The following is a 19,594-nucleotide window of genomic DNA, read 5'->3' as shown; positions in this document are numbered from 1 at the left end:
GCCCCAAAACATGTGATTTATTCAAAGACGCCACTGTCCGGCATTGGGATACCCGCGCCCCGAGGCAAAAACCCCGTCAGGGCAACCCCTTATGCCTCCGGGTGTCACATTCCTTTACGTCACCACCTCGGAGTCTGGAGTGTTGGCACTCCAAGCATCTTCCGGATGCGAGCGACTTCCCGTGGGTTCCCGATTGGCCCTGCAATTGCTCAGTGCCAGGGCACGCTGTCCGCGGCTGACGGGAAGTTCAGGCGGCGTGTCCCCCGAATCAGAGGAAGAACCAAATGCTCAAGAAGGCGGCAGTCCTCGCGGTGAGCTGTGGTGCGTTGCTGGTTGGCTGCGGTACCGACCCGGAGATGGAGAACCAGGAGATCATCGCCAACCTGGTCGAGGCCGGGTATCAGGCCGACGACATCAAGGTCGTCGATGGTGCCGTGTACGCGGGGCGCGACGCTCACGTGACCCTCGAGGCGTCCCGGGAGATGCTCCAGGCCGGCGAGGGGACCGAGGAGCAGTACCGGACGAACAATCTCATCAACACCAGCGTCGTGACGACGATCTGCATCAATCCCACCGCCCAGTTCAACAGGTACGCCAACCTCAGCGCGGGTCTCGACCTGGCCATCGAGAACTACAACCAGCGGAACCTCGCCATCCGGTTCGTGCGCGGTCCGGCCACCGGCTGCACCGCGAACATCGCCGCGAAGACCGCGGGCGGCACCGGCGGCTCCGCGGGCTTCCCCTCGGGTGGCCTGCCCTATGGGACCATCAACATCGGCACCGGGCTGAACAAGTACAGCGTTGACGTGAACGAGCACGTCATCACCCACGAGCTGGGTCACTGCATCGGCTTCCGCCACTCGGACTATTACAACCGGTCCATCAGCTGCGGCGGCTCCGCCAGCAACGAGGGTGACGCCGGCATTGGCGCCATCCTCATCCCCGGCACGCCGAGCACGGGCACGCTGGGCGGGTCCATCATGAACTCCTGCTTCCGGTCGACCGAGACTGGCGAGTGGAGCAGCTCCGACATCACCTCGCTGGACTACCTGTACTGAGAGCTGGCGCGACAGCCCCCGGGTCTGTTCATGACTCGGGGGCTCGCTCCTCGCGGGCACCGTATTCCCGGGCGTCGCAGCCTGTGGACATGCGGTGAACAACGAGAAGTGGTTCACGACGTACAGCTGAGCCGCCCTGCGCCGGGCGGCCCAGGGGCCCAGGGTTGGCGGGGAAAGGCCCGACGGGTGTCGAGGTGGGAACGGAAGGGGACGTGAATTAGGCTCCGCGGCGTCAGCGTCAAAGCCGTGCCGAGGAACCTCCCGTGCGTCCTGCCTTGCTCTGCCTCCTGCTGTGTCCCCTGCTCATGGCTGCCGCGCCCCGCGCGGAGCCGTACGCCTTCCAGGGAGTGGAGCGCATCGTCGCCGTGGGAGATGTCCACGGTGACGTGGGGGCATTGCGTGAGGTGTTGAAGCTGGCCGGGCTCGTGGATGCGCAGGGCCACTGGACGGGTGGCAAGGCGCATCTGGTGCAGACGGGAGACATCCCGGACCGGGGCGACCAGACGCGCGAGGCCTACGAGCTGCTCATGCGCCTGGAGGTCGAGGCGCGCAAGGCAGGTGGCCGGGTCCACGCCCTGCTGGGCAACCACGAGGTGATGAACATGAAGGGGGACCTGCGATACGTCACCCCGGGCGAGCTGGCCTCGTTCGCGGACCAGAGTCCCGTGCCGGATGCGCCGGGCGCGCCCCGGGGAACGCAGGGGCACCAGGCTGCCTATGCGCCCGACGGGCGCTATGGCCGCTGGCTGCGCACGCACGCCGCCGTCGTGCGCATCAATGACACCCTCTTCCTGCACGGGGGCATTTCACCGGACCTGCCGGAGACGACGCTGGAAGGAATCAACCGTTGGGTGCTGCAGGACCTGACACCGGGCCAGCCTCCCGGGGGCGCCTCGGCCCGGAACGGTCCGCTGTGGTTCCGCGGCTACGCGCTGGAGGATGAGGCGACGTGGGAGGCCGGGCTCACGAAGGTGCTGGGCCAGCTGGGTGCGAAGCGGATGGTGATGGGGCACACGACGACGCAGGACGGGCGCGTCCGCATGCGCTTCGGAGGGAGGGTGGTGTTCATCGACACGGGGTTGAGCACGGGCTACGGCCACCATCTGGCGGCGCTGGAGCTCCGGGGAGATCGGCTCACGGCCCTGTATCCCGAGGGCCGTGTGCCCCTGCTCGTTCTCAAGGCTCCCGCGCCGAGCCCCTCCGTCCAGACGCCCCAGCCCGCCGCGGCGCCGCGGCCGACGCAGCGCGAGGCAATCTCCCGCTGAAAATCACGTTAAGGAGAGGGCAGTGCACGTACCGGGTTCTGGGAGCTGGGCAGGCGCATTCGAGGGTGTGCCGTCCTACCGGGGGTGAATAGAAGGCGAGCGCGGCCGTCGATTCGCCCATCGTCAGGAGGTGTCGCTGTGTCGCGAATCTGGAGTGCGCTCATCGCCCTCGCGCTCGTTGCGCCAGCCGCCTTCGCGGAAGGCATCGACACTCGTAGCAAGAAGCCGGACACGCCGTCGCGGCTGCACGGGCTCACCACGATGCTGCCAATGCCCAACGGCGGATTCCTCACCGTGGGCGGCTCGAACCTCCGGATGCTTGCGCCGGGCGGGCGGCAGTTCACCTCGCTCCACCGGATTCCGAAGGACAGCCTGTACCGTGTCGCCTCGAACAAGGCCGGCGACGTGCTCGCCGCGTGGGAGAAGGACGCTTCGCTGCACTACTTCACCGGCACGCCGCGACGGCACGTCACCCTCCCCAAGCCGAAACCGCCCACGGACGAACTCTGGGATTTCCAGGTCGGGTCCCTGGCTTTCCTCGAGAATGGACGAGACGTGCTGGTCCACATGGAAGGGCACAAGAAGCCGCGCGGCGAGGTGAGCATCGCCTACCGGGTTCCGCTCGACGGTGGCGCGCCCGAGCTCCTGTACCGCGTCGAAGAGGGGCGGCAGCTGGACAGGAGCCGGGACGTCGCCCTGTACCTGATACCGGAGAGGCCCGATCAACCGTGTGAGCACCGCACCTGCAATCCCGTCCGCGCGGTCGTTGCCTACGAGCTGACCGCGCACGGCGTGAAGCACACCGTCCTGCTCGACGGTAGGGCCACGCTGGTGAGCAACGCTCGGATGATCTGGGGGAACACCGACGAGCAGGTGTTCCTCGAGCTGAGCCTCGAGCGTAACGAGCGCGCCGTGCTGCGGTGGCGGCCGGGACAGCCGAAGGCGGACATCCGCCCGTTCCCGAAGTTCGCCTCGTACGACGAGCGCCTCTTCTCGACGAACTCCGGCGACGTGCTCCAGTTGCTCAACCATCAGGAAGAGGCGCTGGTCATCCACCGCCACACGCCGGACGGGAAGCAGGAGACGGTCCGGCTGCCGGCGTCCAACGACCCAGACACCATCGACAGCAATCTCCATGCGCTGGGGCTGCGGAAGAACGGCGCGCTGTGGATGCACTGGGGCGACTTCGTGCTGCTGTTCGATGTCAATCTGGCCCGGAACCCGCGCGCCTACAGCGTCGAGCCTCTGCTCACGCGCCGGACGGAGTGGGCGGACGTGGCGGTGTACGTCCAGGAGCCCGAGGTGCTGTGGATTGGCATCGAGGTGGGACGCGGCCGCGACTTCGCGCGGGTGCCTTTCGCCGAGATGGAGAAGCGCGCGAAGCCTTGGCGCGCGGTGCGGAGCACGAGCACCGAGTTCGACTGAAGTCCCATCAGTTCACCCGGTTGAGCCCCACGGAGGAGACCACGTCGTTCCAGGGACCTCCCGGGACGTTTCCGATGTTGCTCATGCCCTGGGAGGCGTTGAAGCACCGGCCGGTCTGGTCCGGGTGCTCGCAGAAGGTGGCCAGGTACGGGCCGATGATGCTGAAGGAGGACAGGATGTCGTCGAAGCCGACAGTCCCGAGCCGGCCCACGCCCGAGGTGAGGCGCAGCACGTTGCCCTCGAAGTTCGCGTGCTCGTAGAGGTACACGCCGTCCTGCGCGGAGTACCCCTGGACGGCGTAGGTGTAGTCGCCCAGCGTGAGCTTGGCGGCCATTCCATAATCCGAGTACGCCCAGTTGCCGAGCCCGCCCGGGGCCTGCTTCACCACCACGGACCAGCTCTGGAAGGGGAAGCGCGCCGTCACCCGGTTGAAGAGCTGGGAGGCCCGGTCCGCCGAGCTCCCCGTCAGGCTGCTCAGCTGCCCATTCACATATCCCTCCAGGTAGCTCTTGCTGACCGTGCTGGTCACCGTGCGCGAGGTGAAGGCGAGATGGGTGTAGCCATCCATGGAGTCGGACTGGAGGAAGTTTCCTTCGTAGTGCATCCAGCCGCCCCAGCCCGCCTTCAGCGCCAGCACATGCCAGTTCCTTCCCGGAGCGGCGTTGTGGATGAAGTCACGGACTCCGTACCACCGAGCCGCGGCATCGCCTCCGAGGGTGTAGGAGATGTTCCTGAAGATGGTGCCGAGGTCGGCGGGCAGGGTGCTCGAGGCGGGCAACAGCCGGTAGTTGAGGGCCAGGATGGCGTCGATGAGCCCCGCGCCAGGGAAGTCCATCATCATGATTCCCGCGCGCTGCACCTTGGCGCCGACGAGGTAGTCGATGGCGAAGTCATTGACGCCGCGGATTCCCGAGCCCGCGCCGCCCGCCACCATGTAGGGGAAGGCCCCCGCCGACGAGCCGCTCAGGAAGTTCACGAACAGCTTGGACGGGGAGCCGGTGTTCGTCTTCTCCAGGTGGGCGCGGACCTTGTTCCACTTGTCGTCGATGTCGAAGAGGGTGGACACGGTCCAGTCATCCTGGAGGTCCAACGACGACCAGGGGATGCCGTAGGCCCCACCCCCGAAGTCGTCCAGGATGACGAGCTTCCCGCGCACCTCTCCCAGGGTGGGCACGTGGCTTCCCCTCCAGATGTACGGCTTGAAGGCGGGCTGCTCCCGGTACCACTCGAAGGTCTGGGCGAACGTGCGCGTGATGTTCTCCTCCGTGTGCTCCTTCTTCACGCGCATCACGAGCGTCTCGCGAGGGTGCTCGCTCAGGAACTGGGTGGCGGTGTTCAGGACATCGGTGAAGTTGACGTTCAGGTAGACGACGCCGTGGTGGATGGTGAAGGCATCGCCAATGTGACGGCAGCGGATGTCAAGCGCCCGGATGCCCGCGTCGAGCTGGGCGCGCAGGTTCAGGGATTGGGTCTGCGTCAGGTCTCCGCCCGTGTTCGTGAACGCCATGGTGTCGTGCGTTCCGGGCAGGGACACGGACGCCAGGCTCGTCGAGTCGGGAAACGCGCCCATCCAGCCCGGGTGGCTCGTCTCGATGCTCCCTGAGTGGTTGTAGTAACGCCCGCCGGCGGAGGCGGGCAGGGCCAGGGCGAGCAGGCCCAGGACGAGGAACAGCGCCGCGTCTCGCGGGCGTACGGTGTGGCGCGGTGGGTGGCTCATGGAGGGGTTTTACTCGGAGTCCGGCTTGTTCGCGCTAACTCTCGTTGCCGGGCGAGCGCCTCACAACATCCTTTGACGAGGCACGCGGTTGCGCCTATGGTGTGATTTTGATTTGCAGAATCGAAATTGCGCCCTGCCCGTCGCAGGGACGCATCGAGAGCCTTGGCTGGACGAAATCGTGAGCACACCTGACCGGCGTTCCCTCCCTCTCTTCGCGATTCTTGGCGTCGTCGTCGTGCTGGCCGTCGTATGGGTCGGCGTGAAGTTCCAGCGCCCCTCCACCCCCGAGGCCTGGGCCGAGCCCGGCGTTCCGGCCGCCGTGGAGGGCCGCACCGTCACTCACGCCCAGGGCACCACCGTCGTGCCCCTGAACCCGCGAAGGGTCATCGTCTTCGACCTGGTGGCGTTGGACATCCTCCAGGCCCTGGAGGTGGACGTCCTCGGCGTCGCGGGAGACCAGTTCCCCGACCACCTCGCGAAGTACCGCGACGCGAAGTACGCGCGCATGGGGACCCTGTTCGAGCCCGACTACGAGGCCATCCACGCCGTGCGTCCGGACCTCATCATCACCGGGGGCCGCTCCAGCGCGAAGTACGCGAACCTCTCCCGCCTCGCGCCCACCGTCGACCTGCCGATGAGCGGGAAGGACTACCTCGCCACGGTGGTCGCCAACACGGAGCTGCTGGCCGGCATCTTCGGCAAGGAGGCGAAGGCGCGCACCCTGGTGGAGGAGCTGCGGAAGTCGATTGCCACGCTCAAGGGGACGACTGCCGGCCGGGGACGGGGCCTGGTGGTCCTCGTCACCGGAGGGCGCATGAGCGCGTATGGCCCGGGCTCGCGCTTCGGCGTCATCCACGACGACTTCGGTGTTCCCGTCGCCGCCGAGGGGCTCAGCGCGTCGCTACACGGAGAGGTCATCGGCGCGGAGTTCATCCGCGAGAAGAACCCCGACTGGCTGTTCGTCATCGACCGCGACGCGGCCATGGGCCAGCAGGAGGGCGGGGCCCGGCAGGTGCTGGGCAACGAGCTGGTCCACCAGACCTCGGCCTGGCAGAAGGGACAGGTCGTCTACCTGGACCCAGGGACCTCCTACCTGGTCGGCGGCGGTATCCAGTCGGTCAAGCACATGCGTGACCAGGTCGCGGCCGCCTACGCGCAGGCTCGCTAGTTGGCTCCGTACCCGTGAAGCGTCTGCTCGTTGCCGCGGCCGTCCTCGCCGTGCTGGCCGGAATCAGTCTCCTGATTGGCGCCAGTCACGTGTCGTGGGCCGCCCTGTTTTCACCCGGCCCGGATGACCGCGCCCTCCAGGTGCTGGTCATCAGCCGCGTGCCGCGCCTGTTCGCCATCATGCTCGCGGGCACGTCCCTGGGGGTGGCGGGCCTCCTCATGCAGATGATTGCCCGCAACCGCTTCGTGGAGCCCACGACGGCGGGGACGGCGGAGTCCGCGAGCCTCGGCCTGCTGGCCGCCACCCTCCTGGCCCCGGGCCTTCCCGTGCTCGGCAAGATGCTGGTCGCCACGCTCTTCGCCCTGGCGGGAACGGCGATGTTCCTGCTCGTCCTGCGGCGCATTCCGATGCGCTCGGCGCTCATCGTTCCGGTGGTGGGGCTCATCCTGGGAGGCATCATCGACTCGGCGACGACCTTCTTCGCCTACCGGTTCGACCTGCTGCAGTCCGTCAACGCGTGGACCACGGGCGACTTCTCCACCGTCCTTCGCGGACGGTACGAGCTGCTCTGGGTAACGCTGGGGCTCACCTGTGGCGCCTACGCCGCCGCCGACCGCTTCACCGTGGCCGGCATGGGAGAGACCTTCACCACCAACCTCGGGCTGAACTACCCGCGCATCGTCGCGCTCGGGCTCGTCATCGTCTCCCTGGTCACCGCGATGATTGTGGTCACCGTGGGGATGATTCCCTTCCTGGGCTTGATTGTCCCCAACCTCGTCACCCGGGTCCTGGGCGACAATGCGCGCCGGTCCATTCCCTGGGTCGCGGTGAGCGGTGCCGGCTTCGTGCTGCTGTGCGACATCGTGGGCCGTGTGGTGCGCCATCCCTACGAGATTCCGGGAGGGACCATCGCCGGGGTCATCGGCAGCGTCCTCTTCCTGTACCTCCTGCTGAGGAGGGACGCCCGTGTCGGGTAGCGCCGCGCTCGCCAGGCCCGAGCGCACCCTGCTGGTGCTCGGGGGCGTGGCCATGGCCTGCGCCGCCCTGTTCATGCTCATCGACGCGGGAGGACAGTGGGACTTCGTCCTGCCGTTCCGGGCGCGAAAGCTCGCGACCGCGGTGCTGGTCGGCTACTCCATCGCGGTCTCCACGGTGCTCTTCCAGACGGTGACGGGCAACCGCGTGCTGACGCCCGCCATCATGGGGTACGACTACCTCTACGTGCTCATCCAGACGTGCATGGTCTTCCTGCTGGGGTCGACCACGGTGGCGGGGCTGGACCCGAGGTTCCTGTTCGGAGTGGAGGTCATCCTCATGGTGGCCTTCTCCGCGCTGCTGAACGGGTGGTTGTTCGGCCTGGCCCGGGGCAGCGTCCACCTGCTGCTGCTCGTGGGCGTGATTCTGGGCGTGCTGTTCAGGAGCCTGTCGTCCTTCCTCCAGCGCGTCATCGAGCCCAACGAGTTCTTCTTCCTGCAGGACCGGTTCTTCGCGAGCTTCAACGACCCCGAGCACGAATTGCTGCTCCTCTCCGGCGCGCTGACGCTGGGGGCCACGGTGCTGGGGTTCCGGCTGCTGCGGGCCTGCGACGTCCTGGTGCTGGGCCGGGAGGTGGCCATCAACCTGGGCGTGGACCATGCGAAGACGGTGGCGTGGGTCCTCGCGCTGGTGTCGGTCCTGGTCTCGGTGTCCACGGCCCTGGTCGGACCGGTGACCTTCCTCGGGCTCCTGGTCGCCAACCTCGCCTATGCCGTGACACGGACGTACAGGCATGTGCTCGTCCTGCCCGCCGCGGCGCTCATCGCCGCCATCGCCCTGGTCGCGGGGCAGCTCGTCCTCGAGCGGGTCTTCGGCCTGGACACCAATCCGCGGGTCATCATCGAGTTCCTGGGCGGGTTGGTGTTCCTCGCGATGCTCATGAGAAAGGCCACGAGATGATCGAGGCGAAGAACGTCAGCAAGCGCTATGGCGACACGCTCGTGGTGGATGGCGTCACCCTGCGGCTTCCCGTGGGCGGCATCACCTCCATCATCGGGCCGAACGGCGCGGGCAAGTCGACGCTGCTCTCGATGATGAGCCGGGTGCTGCCCATGTCGTCGGGCTCCGTGCTGGTGGACGGACTGGACGTCACCACCACGCCCGGGGATGTGCTCGCCCGGCGGCTGGCCATCCTGCGCCAGGACAACCACCTCAACGCGCGGCTGACGGTGCGGGAGCTGGTGACGTTCGGCCGCTATCCGCACTCCAAGGGGCGGCCGACGGTACAGGACCGCGAGCACGTGGAGCGGGCCATCGAACATATGGGGCTTGGCACGCTCGCGCAGCGGTTCCTGGACGAGCTGTCGGGAGGGCAGCGTCAGCGCGCCTTCGTGGCGATGGTGCTCTGTCAGGACACAGACTACGTGCTGCTGGATGAGCCGCTCAATGGTCTGGACCTGAAGCACGCGGTGTCCATGATGAAGCAGCTCCGGCACGCCGCCGACGTGCTCGGCAAGAGCGTCGTCCTGGTGCTGCACGACATCAACTTCGCGTCCTGCTACTCCGACCACATCGTCGCGATGCGCGACGGGAAGGTGGCGTTCCAGGGTCGCGCGGAGGAAATCATGCGCTCCGATGTCCTGCGCGCCGTCTACGAGCTCGACATCACCATCCAGCAGCTTGATGGCGACTGGATTGCCACGCACTACCGCTGAGCCCGCGGCGCCTCCGTGTCACGGCATGCGGGGCGGCGGGCCCCCGGCGCCAACGCCGTCCGTCGGCGCCGGGCCGCCTTTCGTCGGGAGGCTGGGCGGCTGCCAGGGGGCAGGGCTAGGGTAGTGGCCGATGGAAGGCCGGGATACGCAGCGGCTGCTGCCGCGAGAGATGGTGTGGCTCTACCCCCTCGCTCCCCTGGCGGCGGCGCCGCTGCTGGTGGACGGGCTGCTCTCCATGTCCTGGAAGGAGGCGCTGCTCCAACTGGCGGGCATCTGCGTGCCCTTCGCCTCGCTGTCGCTCACCATCCACCTGCTGTACCTCACGGTGATGCCACGGCTCGTCCGGCACATCCGGAGCCGCGCCGCGGAGACGCTGCTGCACGTGGCCACCATCACCGGCGTCTCCGTGGTGGTGGCCGTCGCCGTGCATCCGGTGAAGGAACTGCTGTGCCAGCACCCCTCCATGCTGATGGACTTCAGCGTGACGTGCATCATCATCTCGAGCATCTTCGTGCTCCCTGCGCTCACCATCCAGCGGCTGCGCAACCGCGCGCTCGCCGTGGAGCGGCAGGCCCAGGCCGAGCGACAGGCGGCACTGCGCGCCCAGCTCGAGGCACTGCAGGCGCGCATCCACCCGCACTTCCTCTTCAACAGCCTCAACCTGGTCGCCACCCTCATCTCCGAGGACCCGGAGCTGGCCGAGCGCACCCTGGAGCGGCTGGCCGACCTGTTCCGCTACGCGCTGGAGAGCTCGAAGGTGCGCCTCGTTCCGCTCCAGCGCGAGGTGGACATCGTGCGCGACTACCTGGCCATCCAGCAGGTGCGCTACGGCCGGCGGCTCGAGACCTCGGTGGAGCTGGAATCCCGCGCCGCGCACGTGCAGGTGCCACCGCTCCTGCTGCAGCCGCTCGTGGAGAACGCCATCATCCACGGCCTGGCCAGCCGCCAGCAGGTGAGCGTGCACGTGCGGGTGCGCCTCGAGGACGAGCGCGTCCTGCTGGACGTGCAGGATGACGGGCCGGGCCCCGGCGCCTCGGAGCACCGCGGCAGCCAGACGAGCCTGAGCGACCTGCACGCCCGCGTGCGCCTGCTCTACGGGGAGCGGGGCGCCTTCGCCCTGGAGCCCGCCCCGGGAGGTGGGTGCATGGCGCGACTCGCACTCCCGGCCGGGGCCGCCGCATGAGGGTGCTCGTCGTGGACGACGAGGAGCCCGCGCGCCGGCGGCTGGAGCGCATGCTGCGGGAGCTGGCCGGGGTGGAGGTGGTGGGCCAGGCCGGTGATGCGGAGGAGACACTGCGGCAGGTGGCCACGCTCCGGCCGGACCTGCTGCTGCTGGACATCCACATGCCGTGCATGGACGGGCTGACGCTGGCGCAGCGCCACGCGGACCTGCCCCCCGTCATCTTCGTCACGGCCCATGACGAGCACGCGGTGCAGGCGTTCGAGGTCAACGCGGTGGACTACCTGCTCAAGCCAGTACGTCCGGAGCGGCTGGCGACGGCGATGGAGCGCGCGCGGCAGCGCCGGCTGGCCTCGCGGGAGGCCGTCTCGCGGGCGCTGGAGACGGTGAGGCCCGCGGGGGCCTCCACGCGCATCGTCACCTCCACCGCGGGCACGCTGCGCTTCTTCGACGCGCGCGACATCACCCGCTTCTGGTCCTCGGACAAGTACACCGTGTTCCTGGTGGACGGTGCGGAGCAGATGACGGAGGAGCCGCTGTCCACGCTGGAGGAGCGACTGCGGGAGGCGGGCTTCCTGCGCGTGCACCGGGGCGAGCTGGTGCACGCGAACAGCATCCGGGCGCTGCGCGGCGCGGACGGCATCCACGAGGTGGAGCTGCGGGACGGGCAGGTGGCGCGGGTGAGCCGCCGCCTGCTGGCGGAGGTGAAGCGGGGACTCGGGCTGGACTGAGCGGCCGTGCACCGCCGCCATCTCCTGGAGGCCGCCGTCCGTCCGCATGACGAGGCCTCCCGTCGGCCCCGGCCCCGGCGAGCGGCACGCTCCCCTACCTTGGGAGCATGCAACGCAAGCTGCTGCTGACCGTGACAGTCGTGGGCATGCTGGGTGCCGGGACTGCCCTCTCCTTCCATCCCCTGTCTTCGGGGAGCCGGGACAACCCGCTCACCCGCTACGCGCTCGACGCGGCCTCGCACTACACGCTGTGCGGGCACGTGGAGGAGCGACTGCCGGCGGGCAGCTATCTCTACCTCCTCGTGCGGGACGCCACGGGCGCGGGCCACTGGGTGGCCACGCTGCGCTCCACCGCCTCCGCCGCCGATGCAGTCCAGGTGCGGGTGATGGCGCGCTCCGAGCACTTCTCCTCGCGGAGGCTGGGGCGCGACTTCGCACCGCTGCACTTCGGCGCCGTGTCTGGCGCCACTTCCTGCCGTCCCGAGTCCCACCCTCATCAGGAGTCGAACCCATGAAGCGCATCCTCCTTTCCTACCTGACTCTGCTCGTCCTGCCCGCTTGTGGCGGGGGAGAGCTCCCTCCTCCTGCCATCGTTCAGGAAGACCCGCTCGCGGACTGCGCGCGGGAACGACTGGAGGAGGACCTGCAAATGCTTCCACTGGCCGGAGCCGCGGTCCGCGCGGACGGGACACTGGAGCCCGGCAGCTACATCGTGAGCAGCACCTATCTCAAGCTGAGGCCGGAGCCCGAGGCGCTGGCCCGCTTCCAGGCGCTGATGGGCCCCATCTCCGAGTCGCTCCAGGCCCAGCAGGGACTGGTGGCCCTTCAGGTGGCCTCGTCCGAGCGCTGCGGGACGGCGCGAACGCTCTCCGTGTGGAGGGACGAGGCGGCCATGTACTCCTTCGTCTCGGGCTCCGCGCACCAGGCCGCGGTGTCCTCCGTGCGCGAGGTGAGCCGCGGGGGCAGCATCGTCACGCACTGGACGGACAACGAGCGCGGGGTGTCCTGGACGAAGGCAGCGCGGCAGCTCGGGGCCGACCCAGGCCCGTTCTACTGAGCCGCCCACGGATGCCGGCGGACACGCCTACGGGGGATGGGGGCCCTGTCGAGGGGGAGGGAGCAGAGGGGCCGAGGAGGACCGCTGACGGTGCGCCACGGTGGAGAAAGGACCGTGGCGCCCGCTGGGGACCGTGAGCAGGGACTACGGAAACACGGGGTGCAGGGCGGTGGCCGTCCAGGGCGAGGCGCCGGTGTCCACCGCTACCAGCCGGAAGGACGCCTCGCCCTCCCCGTGCGTAGGCGACAGCGCGCCCGCGGCCACGGCGAAGACGCCCTTGCCGATGAAGGGCGCGGTGTCGAAGTCGAAGCGGGCTACCGGTGCGCGGTTGCTCGCGGAGGCGGCGGCCACGCCCACCTGGGCCTGGACCGCCGGCAGCGCCAGTCCCTCGGGCGCGGAGGCCTGCCGGTAGGGCACATCGTTGTAGGCCGCATGCATCGGGACGAGCCCGTTCTCCAGCGGCGCCACGTCCACCTCGGGCGCGTCCGGCGAGGCGTGCACCACGCGCAGCCTCAGGCTGTCTTTGTCCTGGGCGAAGCCGTCGGCGAAGGCGAGCAGCTCGAAGGTGGACGTCGCCGGGTCCCCCGCGCCGGGCGACAGGAAGCCGGCGGCCACCACGAGGTAGCGGCCTCCGGCCTCCAGCGCGGGCGTGCTGTCGGCACCGGCGGGGTGGCCGGCCGGGCGCGAGGCACCGGACGCATGCGCGAAGACGTCCAGGGTGTACGTGCCCGGCGGCACCTGGATGGGCTTGGAGAGCTGGCCGAAGGTCAGGTTGTCCACCAGCTCGGCGTTGCCCGCGAAGATGTCCACGGGAGGCGCGTCCGGCGAGCCGTGCAGCGCGTAGACGACGGGGTTCTGCCGGATGAAGCCCACCCCCGCCGCGAGCAGGCCGAAGCCGTTGGTGGCGCCAGGCTTCGCGGAGAGCTGCCCGGTGGCGATGACGAACACCTCGCCGCGAGATGGCAGGGCGGGGATGGTGAAGGCCGTCACCTTGTTGCCTCCCGCGAGCACGCCCACCTGGAAGGACTGGCCCGCGGGCAGGTCCACGCCGGTAGCGCCGGTGTCCTGGAAGCGCTGCAGGGCCGGCACCTCGGAGGAGCCGTCATCGCCCACGTCCAGCGCCACGGTGGGCGCGTCCGCGCCCGCATGGACGATGCGCACGCGCGCCCGCCCGTCCGCCGGAGCGCTGAAGCCCTCTGCAAGCGGCAGCACGCGGAAGGACTGAGTGTTGTCGCTGGCGCCGAGCAGGCCCGAGGCCAGCGCGCTCACGCTGGCATTGGCACCCAGCGTCAGCGGGCCGGTGGAGTACACGGGCGCCGAGCTCGCCGCCGCGCCCGCCGCACGCACCTGCACGTTGTACGTGCCCGCCGGCACGGTGGCGTAGCTCGTCGTGTCGCCGTACTTCACGTTGGTGAACAGCGGCGCCGCCTGGCCCTCGGCGTAGATGTCCACCGCCGGAGCGTCGGGCGATGCGTGGATGACGCGCAGCTTCGCGGGGCGGGTGTCGGGCGGCTCCTTGTCGTCATCGCCTTCACCGCAACCCGCGGACAGCGTGGACATCGAAGCGGCCAGCGCCGCCACCAGGACGCGGTTCTTCCAGAAGCTCCTCAGCATGTTTCTCTCCCATGAATTGACGAGTGGATTGACTGAAGGCCGCACCTCACGAGCGAGGTGCAGCGCGCCGGTGCCGCCCTGACGGAAAGAATCCACGGAGCTGGTTGAGGGGGCTGCGCCGTCTCTTCGAATTCACGTACGGACGGGCGAAAAAAGCGTTTCCAGGGTTCGTGCGTCCGCCGCGGAATGTCGCGCAGTCGGCACCGGCGCCGCCGACCAGGCCTCCACGGTGCTGGACAAGCACCTGGCCAACCGCCGCTGACGGGGGGCGAAGCCGTGACCCTGGCCGCCTACGCGGTGGCGGCGCCGCTGATGTCCGCGAGCGGGCGCGCCTGCCGCTGGACGACTCCCCGCATCTGCTGGCGTGGTTCGACCGTGGGCGAGAACTGCCGGCGTGGCGCAACAGCGACGCATGACCTGGACAAATCCAAGGCCTTCTTTTCCGCTCTCGGCTTCAGCTTCAATCCACAATTCAGCAACGAGAGCGCGGCGTTCATGGTCATCGTGGATGGCAGCATTCATGCCATGCTGATGACCGAAGCGTTCTTCAAGAGCCTCATCGACAAGCCCGTCGTGCAGGCGAAGGAGGCCAACGAGGTCATCATCTGCCTGAGCTGCGAGAGCCGGGAAGAAGTGGACAGTCTGATCGCCAAGGCCGTCGCCGCCGGCGGCCGTACTCCGCATCCGCCCGAGGACCACGGCTTCATGTATGACCAGGGCTTCGAGGACCTCGACGGCCACCTGTGGAACCTGGTCTGGACGGCGCCGCAGGCCTGATGCGGCCGGCCGGGCTGCTCAGCGCTCGTCCCAGTAGCGCCTGCGCAGCCCGTGGTTCACGGTGTCGGCCATCTCGCCGTGCGCGATGCAGCAACCCCAGCTTTTCCAGCACCCGCGCCGAGCCGATGTTGCGCGGGTCGAGGTCGGCCTCGATGCGGTTCAGGTTCAGGGCGTCGAAGCCATGGCGGATCGCCGCGCGGAGTGAGTGTTCGCAGGTCGCCATGGAGCGCTGACAGCAGGACGCTGGCTGCCACGCGCGGCGAGCCCCAGCTTGACTCAGCGAGGCCCGATGAATCGCGGCGCAGGCCTCGAGTGGAATTGCATCCTCCCGCCGCAGAGGAGTCACCACGATGAGAACGGTTCTGACCTTGGCTCTGGTTTCGCTGGTCGCTTGCGGTCCAGCTGCACCCGCCAAACCACCCCCGACCGGGAGTGCTGATGACCAGCAGCCATCGGAGCCGGAGTTGCCAGCTCGAGTGTTGGTCAGCGGGCTCGAAGGTCCGTGGGAGGTGACCTGGGGACCGGACGACATGCTCTGGGTGACGGAGCGGGCTGGACGGAGGGTCACGCGGATAGACCCTGAATCCGGGAGAACGCGAGTGGCCGTCACCATCGGCGAAGTCCTGGCCGACATGCAGCACCAGGGCTTGCTCGGGATGGCGCTTCACCCAGAACTGCTCGCCGGCTCCGGGAACGACTACGTGTACGTCGCCTACACCTACGACGGCACTCCGGGGGATGGCGATGAACAGGACAATCCCCGCGCGAAGGTTGTGCGCTTCACCTACCAACCCGACGCTGAAACGCTGAGCGAGCCGCGTGAGCTCATTTCGGGCATCCCAGCTGGCAATGACCACAACGGTGGCCGCCTGAAGATTGGTCCGGACGGGAAACTCTTCTATTCCCTGGGTGAGCAAGGCGCGAACCAGTTCGCCAACTTCTGCAAGCCCATCGAAGCGCAGCGACTTCCGACCGACAGCGAGGTCCAGAACGCAGACTGGTCTGCCTACAAGGGAAAGATTCTGCGGATGGAGCTGGACGGCTCGATTCCGGCGGACAACCCGATGTTCAACGGAGTGCGGAGCCACATCTACACCTACGGCCACCGCAACCCCCAAGGCCTCGTGTTCGGGCCGGACGGCACGCTCTACCAGGCCGAGCACGCCGCCAACGCCGATGACGAGCTGAACATCATCCGGGCAGGCGGCAACCATGGGTGGCCGCACGTCGCGGGGTACCGCGACAATCAGGCGTATGCATACGTCAACTGGTCCGCGGCGCCCAACTGCCAGGAGCTGACCTGGACGAACCTGACCGACCCGGCGAGCGTCCCGGCGGGCGTTCCCCGCGCCGATGAGAGCGCCTACACGGAGGCCTTCGTCGAGCCGATCATGACCCTGTACACCGTGCCGAACGGTTACGATTTCGAGGACGAGACCTGTGGTGAGCTGTTCTTCATCTGTCGGCCCTCCATTGCGCCGTCGAGCGTGGACTACTATCCACGGGACGGGGCGATTCCGGGTTGGGGTGGCTCCTTGTTGGTCACGTCGCTCAAGAACGGCGCGCTGTACCGCTTCAAGCTGAGCGGCGACGGCCAGGGCGTCCGGGACACGGACCAGCTCTTCGACACCGTGAACCGCTACCGCGACCTCGCCATGGGCCCTGACAACCGGACCTTCTACATCGCTACGGATTCCACCGGATTCACCCGGGACGCCAATGGCGGTGCCACCGACGTGCTCGCCAATCCAGGCTCCATCATGGTGTTCAGGTTCGCCAACAACAGCGGGAAGGCTCCGTAGGCGTTCTGCTCCTGGCGCTCGCGGTCATCGCACTGCGGTCCGCCATCCGTGAGGAGGCTACGTGCCGAACCAGGGCTGAGGACGCCCCTCGCCCTCAGCGCTTCGTCCGGCGCTTCACCAGCGCGTCCCAGGCGGCCATTGCGCAGTCGACGATGGCCGCCATCGTCTCCAGGGAGGCGCCATCACGGGCCTGGATGGAGAGGCCCTGCAGCACGGTGGCGTAGAAGCCGGCCATGGCCGAGGTGTCGGTGCCCGCTGGCAGTTCGCCCTCGGCGCGGCCCCGGTCCAACCGGCGCTGAATCGCCGTGGTGGAGCCCCTTCGCAGCTCCGCGAGGAACTCCCGCACGCCCTGGTTCTCCGCCGTGCCGGCCACCGCCGCGAGGACAATCATGCAGCCGCTCGGCTTGCTGGGACTCACGTACTCCTTCACGTTGTCGCGCAGCATGGCCTCGACGGCCGCGCGCGCCGTGGGAGCCTCCTGGAGGGCCCGGTTTGTCGCCCCGCCCTCCACGGAGTCGTAGAGCTCCACCGCCTCACGGAACAAGGCCTCCTTGCAACCAAAGGCGGCGTACAGGCTCGGCGCCTTGATGCCCATGGCCTCCGTGAGGTCACTGAGCGACGCGCCCTCATAGCCGCGCTCCCAGAAGACCTGCATTGCCTGCCGCAAGGCGGCGTCCCGGTCGAAGTGGCGCGGGCGGCCTCGTGTCGTCATCACCCGCTCCTTTCTGTATCGCTCATTAAATAAATCCGTTGACGGCTCCAGGCAAGGCGATTACCTATTCTGTATCAATCGCTACACAAAGGGGCTGACATGTCGGGACTCACGGGCAGGGTGGCACTCGTCACAGGAGGCAGCCGGGGCATTGGAGCGGCCATCGCCCGGCGGCTCGCACGGGAGGGCGCCGACGTGGCGCTGACCTATGTGAGCGCCGCGGACAAGGCCCACGCTGTCGTCAGGGACATCCAGGCGGCCGGTCGGCGTGGGTTCGCCATCGCCGCGGACAGCGCGAGCCCGGAGGCCGTCATCCGGGCGGTGGAGGGGACGGTAGCGGAGCTGGGGCGGCTCGACATCCTCGTCAACAACGCGGGCATCTTCCCTTCGGGACCGCTGGAGGAGGTGACGCTGGAGGAGGTGGACCGGACACTCGCGGTGCACGTGCGAGCGGTGTTCCTCGCCTCGCAGGCGGCGGCGCGACACATGGGCAAGGGTGGGCGCATCATCAGCATCGGTACCTGCTTCGTCGACCGGGTGCCCTTTCCTGGCGTCACCCTCTACACCATGAGCAAGGCGGCGCTGACGGGCCTCACCAAGGGGCTGGCGAGAGAGCTCGGGCCCCGGGGCATCACCGCCAACGTGGTCCACCCCGGCCCCATCGACACGGACATGAATCCGGCCAACGGCCCGGGGGCGGACGCGGAGCGGGCCCTCCTCGCCCTGGGCCACTTCGGGGAGAGCGAGGACATCGCCGCCACGGTCGCCCACCTCTCCGGCGAGGGCGGGCGCTACATCACCGGCGCCTCCATCGCCGTCGACGGCGGCTTCGCCGTTTGAAGGGGCACCGCCAGGGCCTGGGTCTTCCTCGGCCTCGTGCTCAGGCTCGGATTGAACTGCCACACGTAGGACTGCGTGTTGAGCGCCCGGGCGAGTGACTTGATTCCGGTGTTGAGCTTCTTCACCTGCGCTCGCGGTACGCTGGCGGGATGCGACGGATGACGGCTGGGACCGTGGTGCTGGCGGCGCTGCTGACGGGCTGCATGGGGCAGAAGCGGCTCGCGGAGGCCTGGCCTCCGGCGGACGCGCCGGCCCCGGCCCTTCCTTCCTCCAGCGCATCGCCCGCGGCGGTGCCGCCAGGGACCTTCGCCGAGTACGAGCTGGAGGGCTATGACGTGGCGCCCATGCTCGTGACCTTCACCGTGCTGGAGGAGCGCGAGTCCGAGCGTCTCGTCGAGGTGCGCGCCCGTCCGCGCGGACCGGGGCCGTTGTCAGGCCCGCTGCAGCGGCCGCTGGTGTTCGTGATGCGTCTGGAGCCCCTGCCCGGGGAAGCGCTCAGGCTGCCGTCTGGCCGCAACGCCGCGGCGGACCGCATCCCGGAGCCCGGGCACGACAGCGCGCATCCCTTCGAAGTCCGCCCCGCGAAGGTCGAGGTCGGCGGCGGCACGTTTGAGTGTGCCCGGGTGGAGCACCACCAGGGGGCCAACCTGACGCGCGGCTGCGTGGGCGCGACAGATGCGCGCATCGCGTTCGCCGGCGGCGCGGTGTGGCTCGAGGAGGCCTGGAGCGACTGGGCAGGGGTGCTCAGCCGGGCGCGGCTCGTCGCGCACGGCGTCCGGACGCCGGGGCCACGTGACGCGGTGGTGGCGGTGAGGCCCGGCCAGGTGGCGGTCTATGACGTGTGGATGGGGCAGGAGCCGTCCGTCGAGACGCACGTCTGGAGCACGGGCCATGCGCGGGTCCGCCATTCCGTCAGCGGGACGGGGACATACCACCCCCTCATCGAGTCTCAATGGGAGGGCACCCTGCTCGACGTGGTCTTCCTCCTCGCCCGGCTGGAGCCCGGACGCAACCTGTACGCCAGGGAGGCCGCTCCGGCCGAACGGAGCGTCGTGCAGGTGGGGGATGCGCGTGTCGGGGTCATCCTGCGCTCGCTCGCCGGACGGAGCGCCGGCGACGTCGACTTCACGCAGCAGCTGACACTGGCCGAGGACCCCTGGGGGCTGAAGGACGCGCCCGTCTGGGGCCGGTTCTGGCCACTGGTCAGCATGACCGACATGAAAGGGGGCCACACCATTCGTATCGAGCTGAAGGAGTGGAAGTAGCGGGGCGGCCTCCGCCTCACCCGCGGCCTGCTCACACCTGCTCGGGCCAGAGGTAGGCCCAGGAGCCCGCCATCTGGGTGCCGGTCTCCCCCTGGATGACGTTGGCCAGGCGCGCGTCACTTCGCGACTCCTCCATCCAGTGGACCTTGCCTGAGGGTTCGATTTCCGCCGCCTCCAGCAGCAAAGAGCCCCGTGGCGCCGCAAGGTGCCACGGGGTTTTCTTTTCGCCCGGCCGAGCCCTTGGCACCACAAGGTCTTCGGGGGTCGGGGCGCGGTCCAGGCCCTGGCTGACG

Annotated in this window: 20 protein-coding genes; 15 read left to right on the top strand and 5 right to left on the bottom strand. The window is 68.8% G+C overall.

Annotation, left to right across the window (positions count from 1 at the left end; translation table 11 throughout):
- Positions 1–284: 284 nt before the first annotated feature.
- The 3 genes from G4D85_RS35980 to G4D85_RS35970 all read left to right on the top strand — a co-directional run bounded on the left by G4D85_RS35980 (position 285) and on the right by G4D85_RS35970 (position 3,748).
- A complete protein-coding gene (locus G4D85_RS35980; RefSeq protein ID WP_164018614.1) occupies positions 285–1,058 on the top strand; it encodes a M57 family metalloprotease in 774 nt (257 codons plus the stop codon).
- Positions 1,059–1,321: 263 nt separating this feature from the next.
- Entirely contained in the window at positions 1,322–2,323 is a 1,002-nt protein-coding gene (locus G4D85_RS35975; protein WP_420821743.1) for a metallophosphoesterase, read from the top strand.
- A gap of 138 nt (positions 2,324–2,461) precedes the next feature.
- Positions 2,462–3,748 (top strand): hypothetical protein, encoded by a 1,287-nt coding sequence (locus tag G4D85_RS35970; RefSeq protein ID WP_164018613.1) that lies wholly within the window; start codon positions 2,462–2,464, stop codon positions 3,746–3,748.
- A 7-nt stretch (positions 3,749–3,755) separates the two neighbouring features.
- Here G4D85_RS35970 and G4D85_RS35965 read toward each other — a convergent pair whose 3' ends face one another.
- Positions 3,756–5,465: a phosphatidylinositol-specific phospholipase C gene (locus G4D85_RS35965; protein WP_164018612.1), complete on the bottom strand. Its 1,710-nt coding sequence runs from the start codon at positions 5,463–5,465 to the stop codon at positions 3,756–3,758.
- A 178-nt stretch (positions 5,466–5,643) separates the two neighbouring features.
- On the opposite strand from G4D85_RS35965, the gene G4D85_RS35960 reads away from it, so the two are divergent.
- The 8 genes from G4D85_RS35960 (at position 5,644) to G4D85_RS35925 (ending at position 12,291) form a co-directional block, all read left to right on the top strand.
- Positions 5,644–6,633 (top strand): siderophore ABC transporter substrate-binding protein, encoded by a 990-nt coding sequence (locus tag G4D85_RS35960; RefSeq protein ID WP_164018611.1) that lies wholly within the window; start codon positions 5,644–5,646, stop codon positions 6,631–6,633.
- A gap of 14 nt (positions 6,634–6,647) precedes the next feature.
- The gene (locus tag G4D85_RS35955; protein ID WP_164018610.1) at positions 6,648–7,610 is read left to right on the top strand and encodes an ABC transporter permease; all 963 of its coding nucleotides are present in this window, start codon (positions 6,648–6,650) and stop codon (positions 7,608–7,610) included.
- Positions 7,600–8,568, top strand: coding sequence for an iron chelate uptake ABC transporter family permease subunit (locus tag G4D85_RS35950; RefSeq protein WP_240359699.1), 969 nt, complete (start codon positions 7,600–7,602; stop codon positions 8,566–8,568). The genes G4D85_RS35955 and G4D85_RS35950 overlap by 11 nt, the downstream gene beginning before the upstream one ends.
- Entirely contained in the window at positions 8,565–9,323 is a 759-nt protein-coding gene (locus G4D85_RS35945; protein ID WP_164018609.1) for an iron ABC transporter ATP-binding protein, read from the top strand. The genes G4D85_RS35950 and G4D85_RS35945 overlap by 4 nt, the downstream gene beginning before the upstream one ends.
- 130 nt (positions 9,324–9,453) lie before the next feature.
- A complete protein-coding gene (locus G4D85_RS35940) occupies positions 9,454–10,506 on the top strand; it encodes a sensor histidine kinase (RefSeq protein ID WP_164018608.1) in 1,053 nt (350 codons plus the stop codon).
- Entirely contained in the window at positions 10,503–11,234 is a 732-nt protein-coding gene (locus tag G4D85_RS35935; RefSeq protein WP_164018607.1) for a LytR/AlgR family response regulator transcription factor, read from the top strand. The genes G4D85_RS35940 and G4D85_RS35935 overlap by 4 nt, the downstream gene beginning before the upstream one ends.
- A gap of 107 nt (positions 11,235–11,341) precedes the next feature.
- Positions 11,342–11,749, top strand: coding sequence for a hypothetical protein (locus G4D85_RS35930; protein ID WP_164018606.1), 408 nt, complete (start codon positions 11,342–11,344; stop codon positions 11,747–11,749).
- Positions 11,746–12,291, top strand: coding sequence for an antibiotic biosynthesis monooxygenase family protein (locus G4D85_RS35925; RefSeq protein ID WP_164018605.1), 546 nt, complete (start codon positions 11,746–11,748; stop codon positions 12,289–12,291). Before G4D85_RS35930 ends, G4D85_RS35925 begins: the two co-directional genes overlap by 4 nt.
- A 144-nt stretch (positions 12,292–12,435) precedes the next feature.
- Here G4D85_RS35925 and G4D85_RS35920 read toward each other — a convergent pair whose 3' ends face one another.
- Positions 12,436–13,905 (bottom strand): DUF4397 domain-containing protein, encoded by a 1,470-nt coding sequence (locus G4D85_RS35920; RefSeq protein ID WP_164018604.1) that lies wholly within the window; start codon positions 13,903–13,905, stop codon positions 12,436–12,438.
- A gap of 276 nt (positions 13,906–14,181) precedes the next feature.
- Here G4D85_RS35920 and G4D85_RS35915 point away from each other — a divergent pair, with 276 nt between their 5' ends.
- Positions 14,182–14,682 carry a VOC family protein gene (locus G4D85_RS35915; RefSeq protein ID WP_240359698.1) on the top strand — a complete coding sequence of 167 codons (501 nt, stop codon included), beginning with the start codon at positions 14,182–14,184 and terminating at the stop codon, positions 14,680–14,682.
- On the opposite strand, the gene G4D85_RS50895 is transcribed toward G4D85_RS35915, so the two are convergent.
- Positions 14,609–14,905, bottom strand: a complete 297-nt coding sequence (locus G4D85_RS50895; RefSeq protein ID WP_164018603.1) for a GNAT family N-acetyltransferase — start codon at positions 14,903–14,905, stop codon at positions 14,609–14,611. The genes G4D85_RS35915 and G4D85_RS50895 overlap by 74 nt on opposite strands.
- A gap of 127 nt (positions 14,906–15,032) precedes the next feature.
- Here G4D85_RS50895 and G4D85_RS35905 point away from each other — a divergent pair, with 127 nt between their 5' ends.
- The gene (locus tag G4D85_RS35905) at positions 15,033–16,484 is read left to right on the top strand and encodes a glucose/sorbosone family PQQ-dependent dehydrogenase (RefSeq protein WP_164018602.1); all 1,452 of its coding nucleotides are present in this window, start codon (positions 15,033–15,035) and stop codon (positions 16,482–16,484) included.
- A 94-nt stretch (positions 16,485–16,578) separates the two neighbouring features.
- Here the strand turns inward: G4D85_RS35905 and G4D85_RS35900 are convergent, their stop codons facing one another.
- Positions 16,579–17,196: a TetR/AcrR family transcriptional regulator gene (locus G4D85_RS35900; RefSeq protein WP_164018601.1), complete on the bottom strand. Its 618-nt coding sequence runs from the start codon at positions 17,194–17,196 to the stop codon at positions 16,579–16,581.
- Between the two features lie 99 nt (positions 17,197–17,295).
- Between G4D85_RS35900 and G4D85_RS35895 the strand changes: the two genes are divergently transcribed.
- Positions 17,296–18,036, top strand: a complete 741-nt coding sequence (locus tag G4D85_RS35895; RefSeq protein WP_164018600.1) for a 3-oxoacyl-ACP reductase family protein — start codon at positions 17,296–17,298, stop codon at positions 18,034–18,036.
- Here the strand turns inward: G4D85_RS35895 and G4D85_RS35890 are convergent.
- On the bottom strand, positions 17,988–18,161 hold the full coding sequence (locus G4D85_RS35890) for a hypothetical protein (protein ID WP_164018599.1): 174 nt from the start codon (positions 18,159–18,161) through the stop codon (positions 17,988–17,990). The genes G4D85_RS35895 and G4D85_RS35890 overlap by 49 nt on opposite strands.
- A gap of 33 nt (positions 18,162–18,194) precedes the next feature.
- On the opposite strand from G4D85_RS35890, the gene G4D85_RS35885 reads away from it, so the two are divergent.
- A complete protein-coding gene (locus G4D85_RS35885; protein WP_164018598.1) occupies positions 18,195–19,301 on the top strand; it encodes a hypothetical protein in 1,107 nt (368 codons plus the stop codon).
- The last annotated feature ends 293 nt before the right edge of the window (positions 19,302–19,594 follow it).

This window comes from Pyxidicoccus trucidator, assembly GCF_010894435.1.
GTDB lineage: Bacteria > Myxococcota > Myxococcia > Myxococcales > Myxococcaceae > Myxococcus > Myxococcus trucidator.
Note: the sequence above shows the minus strand (reverse complement) of the source record. Positions and strands in the feature narration are given on the sequence as shown.

Coding starts and splice junctions, on each gene's coding strand:
- G4D85_RS35980 (WP_164018614.1), top strand. CDS start 285: ATGCTCAAGAAGGCGGCAGTCCTCGCGGTGAGCTGTGGTGCGTTGCTG.
- G4D85_RS35965 (WP_164018612.1), bottom strand. CDS start 5,465: ATGAGCCACCCACCGCGCCACACCGTACGCCCGCGAGACGCGGCGCTG.
- G4D85_RS35945 (WP_164018609.1), top strand. CDS start 8,565: ATGATCGAGGCGAAGAACGTCAGCAAGCGCTATGGCGACACGCTCGTG.
- G4D85_RS35940 (WP_164018608.1), top strand. CDS start 9,454: ATGGAAGGCCGGGATACGCAGCGGCTGCTGCCGCGAGAGATGGTGTGG.
- G4D85_RS35935 (WP_164018607.1), top strand. CDS start 10,503: ATGAGGGTGCTCGTCGTGGACGACGAGGAGCCCGCGCGCCGGCGGCTG.
- G4D85_RS35930 (WP_164018606.1), top strand. CDS start 11,342: ATGCAACGCAAGCTGCTGCTGACCGTGACAGTCGTGGGCATGCTGGGT.
- G4D85_RS35925 (WP_164018605.1), top strand. CDS start 11,746: ATGAAGCGCATCCTCCTTTCCTACCTGACTCTGCTCGTCCTGCCCGCT.
- G4D85_RS35920 (WP_164018604.1), bottom strand. CDS start 13,905: ATGCTGAGGAGCTTCTGGAAGAACCGCGTCCTGGTGGCGGCGCTGGCC.
- G4D85_RS50895 (WP_164018603.1), bottom strand. CDS start 14,905: ATGGCGACCTGCGAACACTCACTCCGCGCGGCGATCCGCCATGGCTTC.
- G4D85_RS35905 (WP_164018602.1), top strand. CDS start 15,033: ATGAGAACGGTTCTGACCTTGGCTCTGGTTTCGCTGGTCGCTTGCGGT.
- G4D85_RS35900 (WP_164018601.1), bottom strand. CDS start 17,196: ATGACGACACGAGGCCGCCCGCGCCACTTCGACCGGGACGCCGCCTTG.
- G4D85_RS35895 (WP_164018600.1), top strand. CDS start 17,296: ATGTCGGGACTCACGGGCAGGGTGGCACTCGTCACAGGAGGCAGCCGG.
- G4D85_RS35885 (WP_164018598.1), top strand. CDS start 18,195: ATGACGGCTGGGACCGTGGTGCTGGCGGCGCTGCTGACGGGCTGCATG.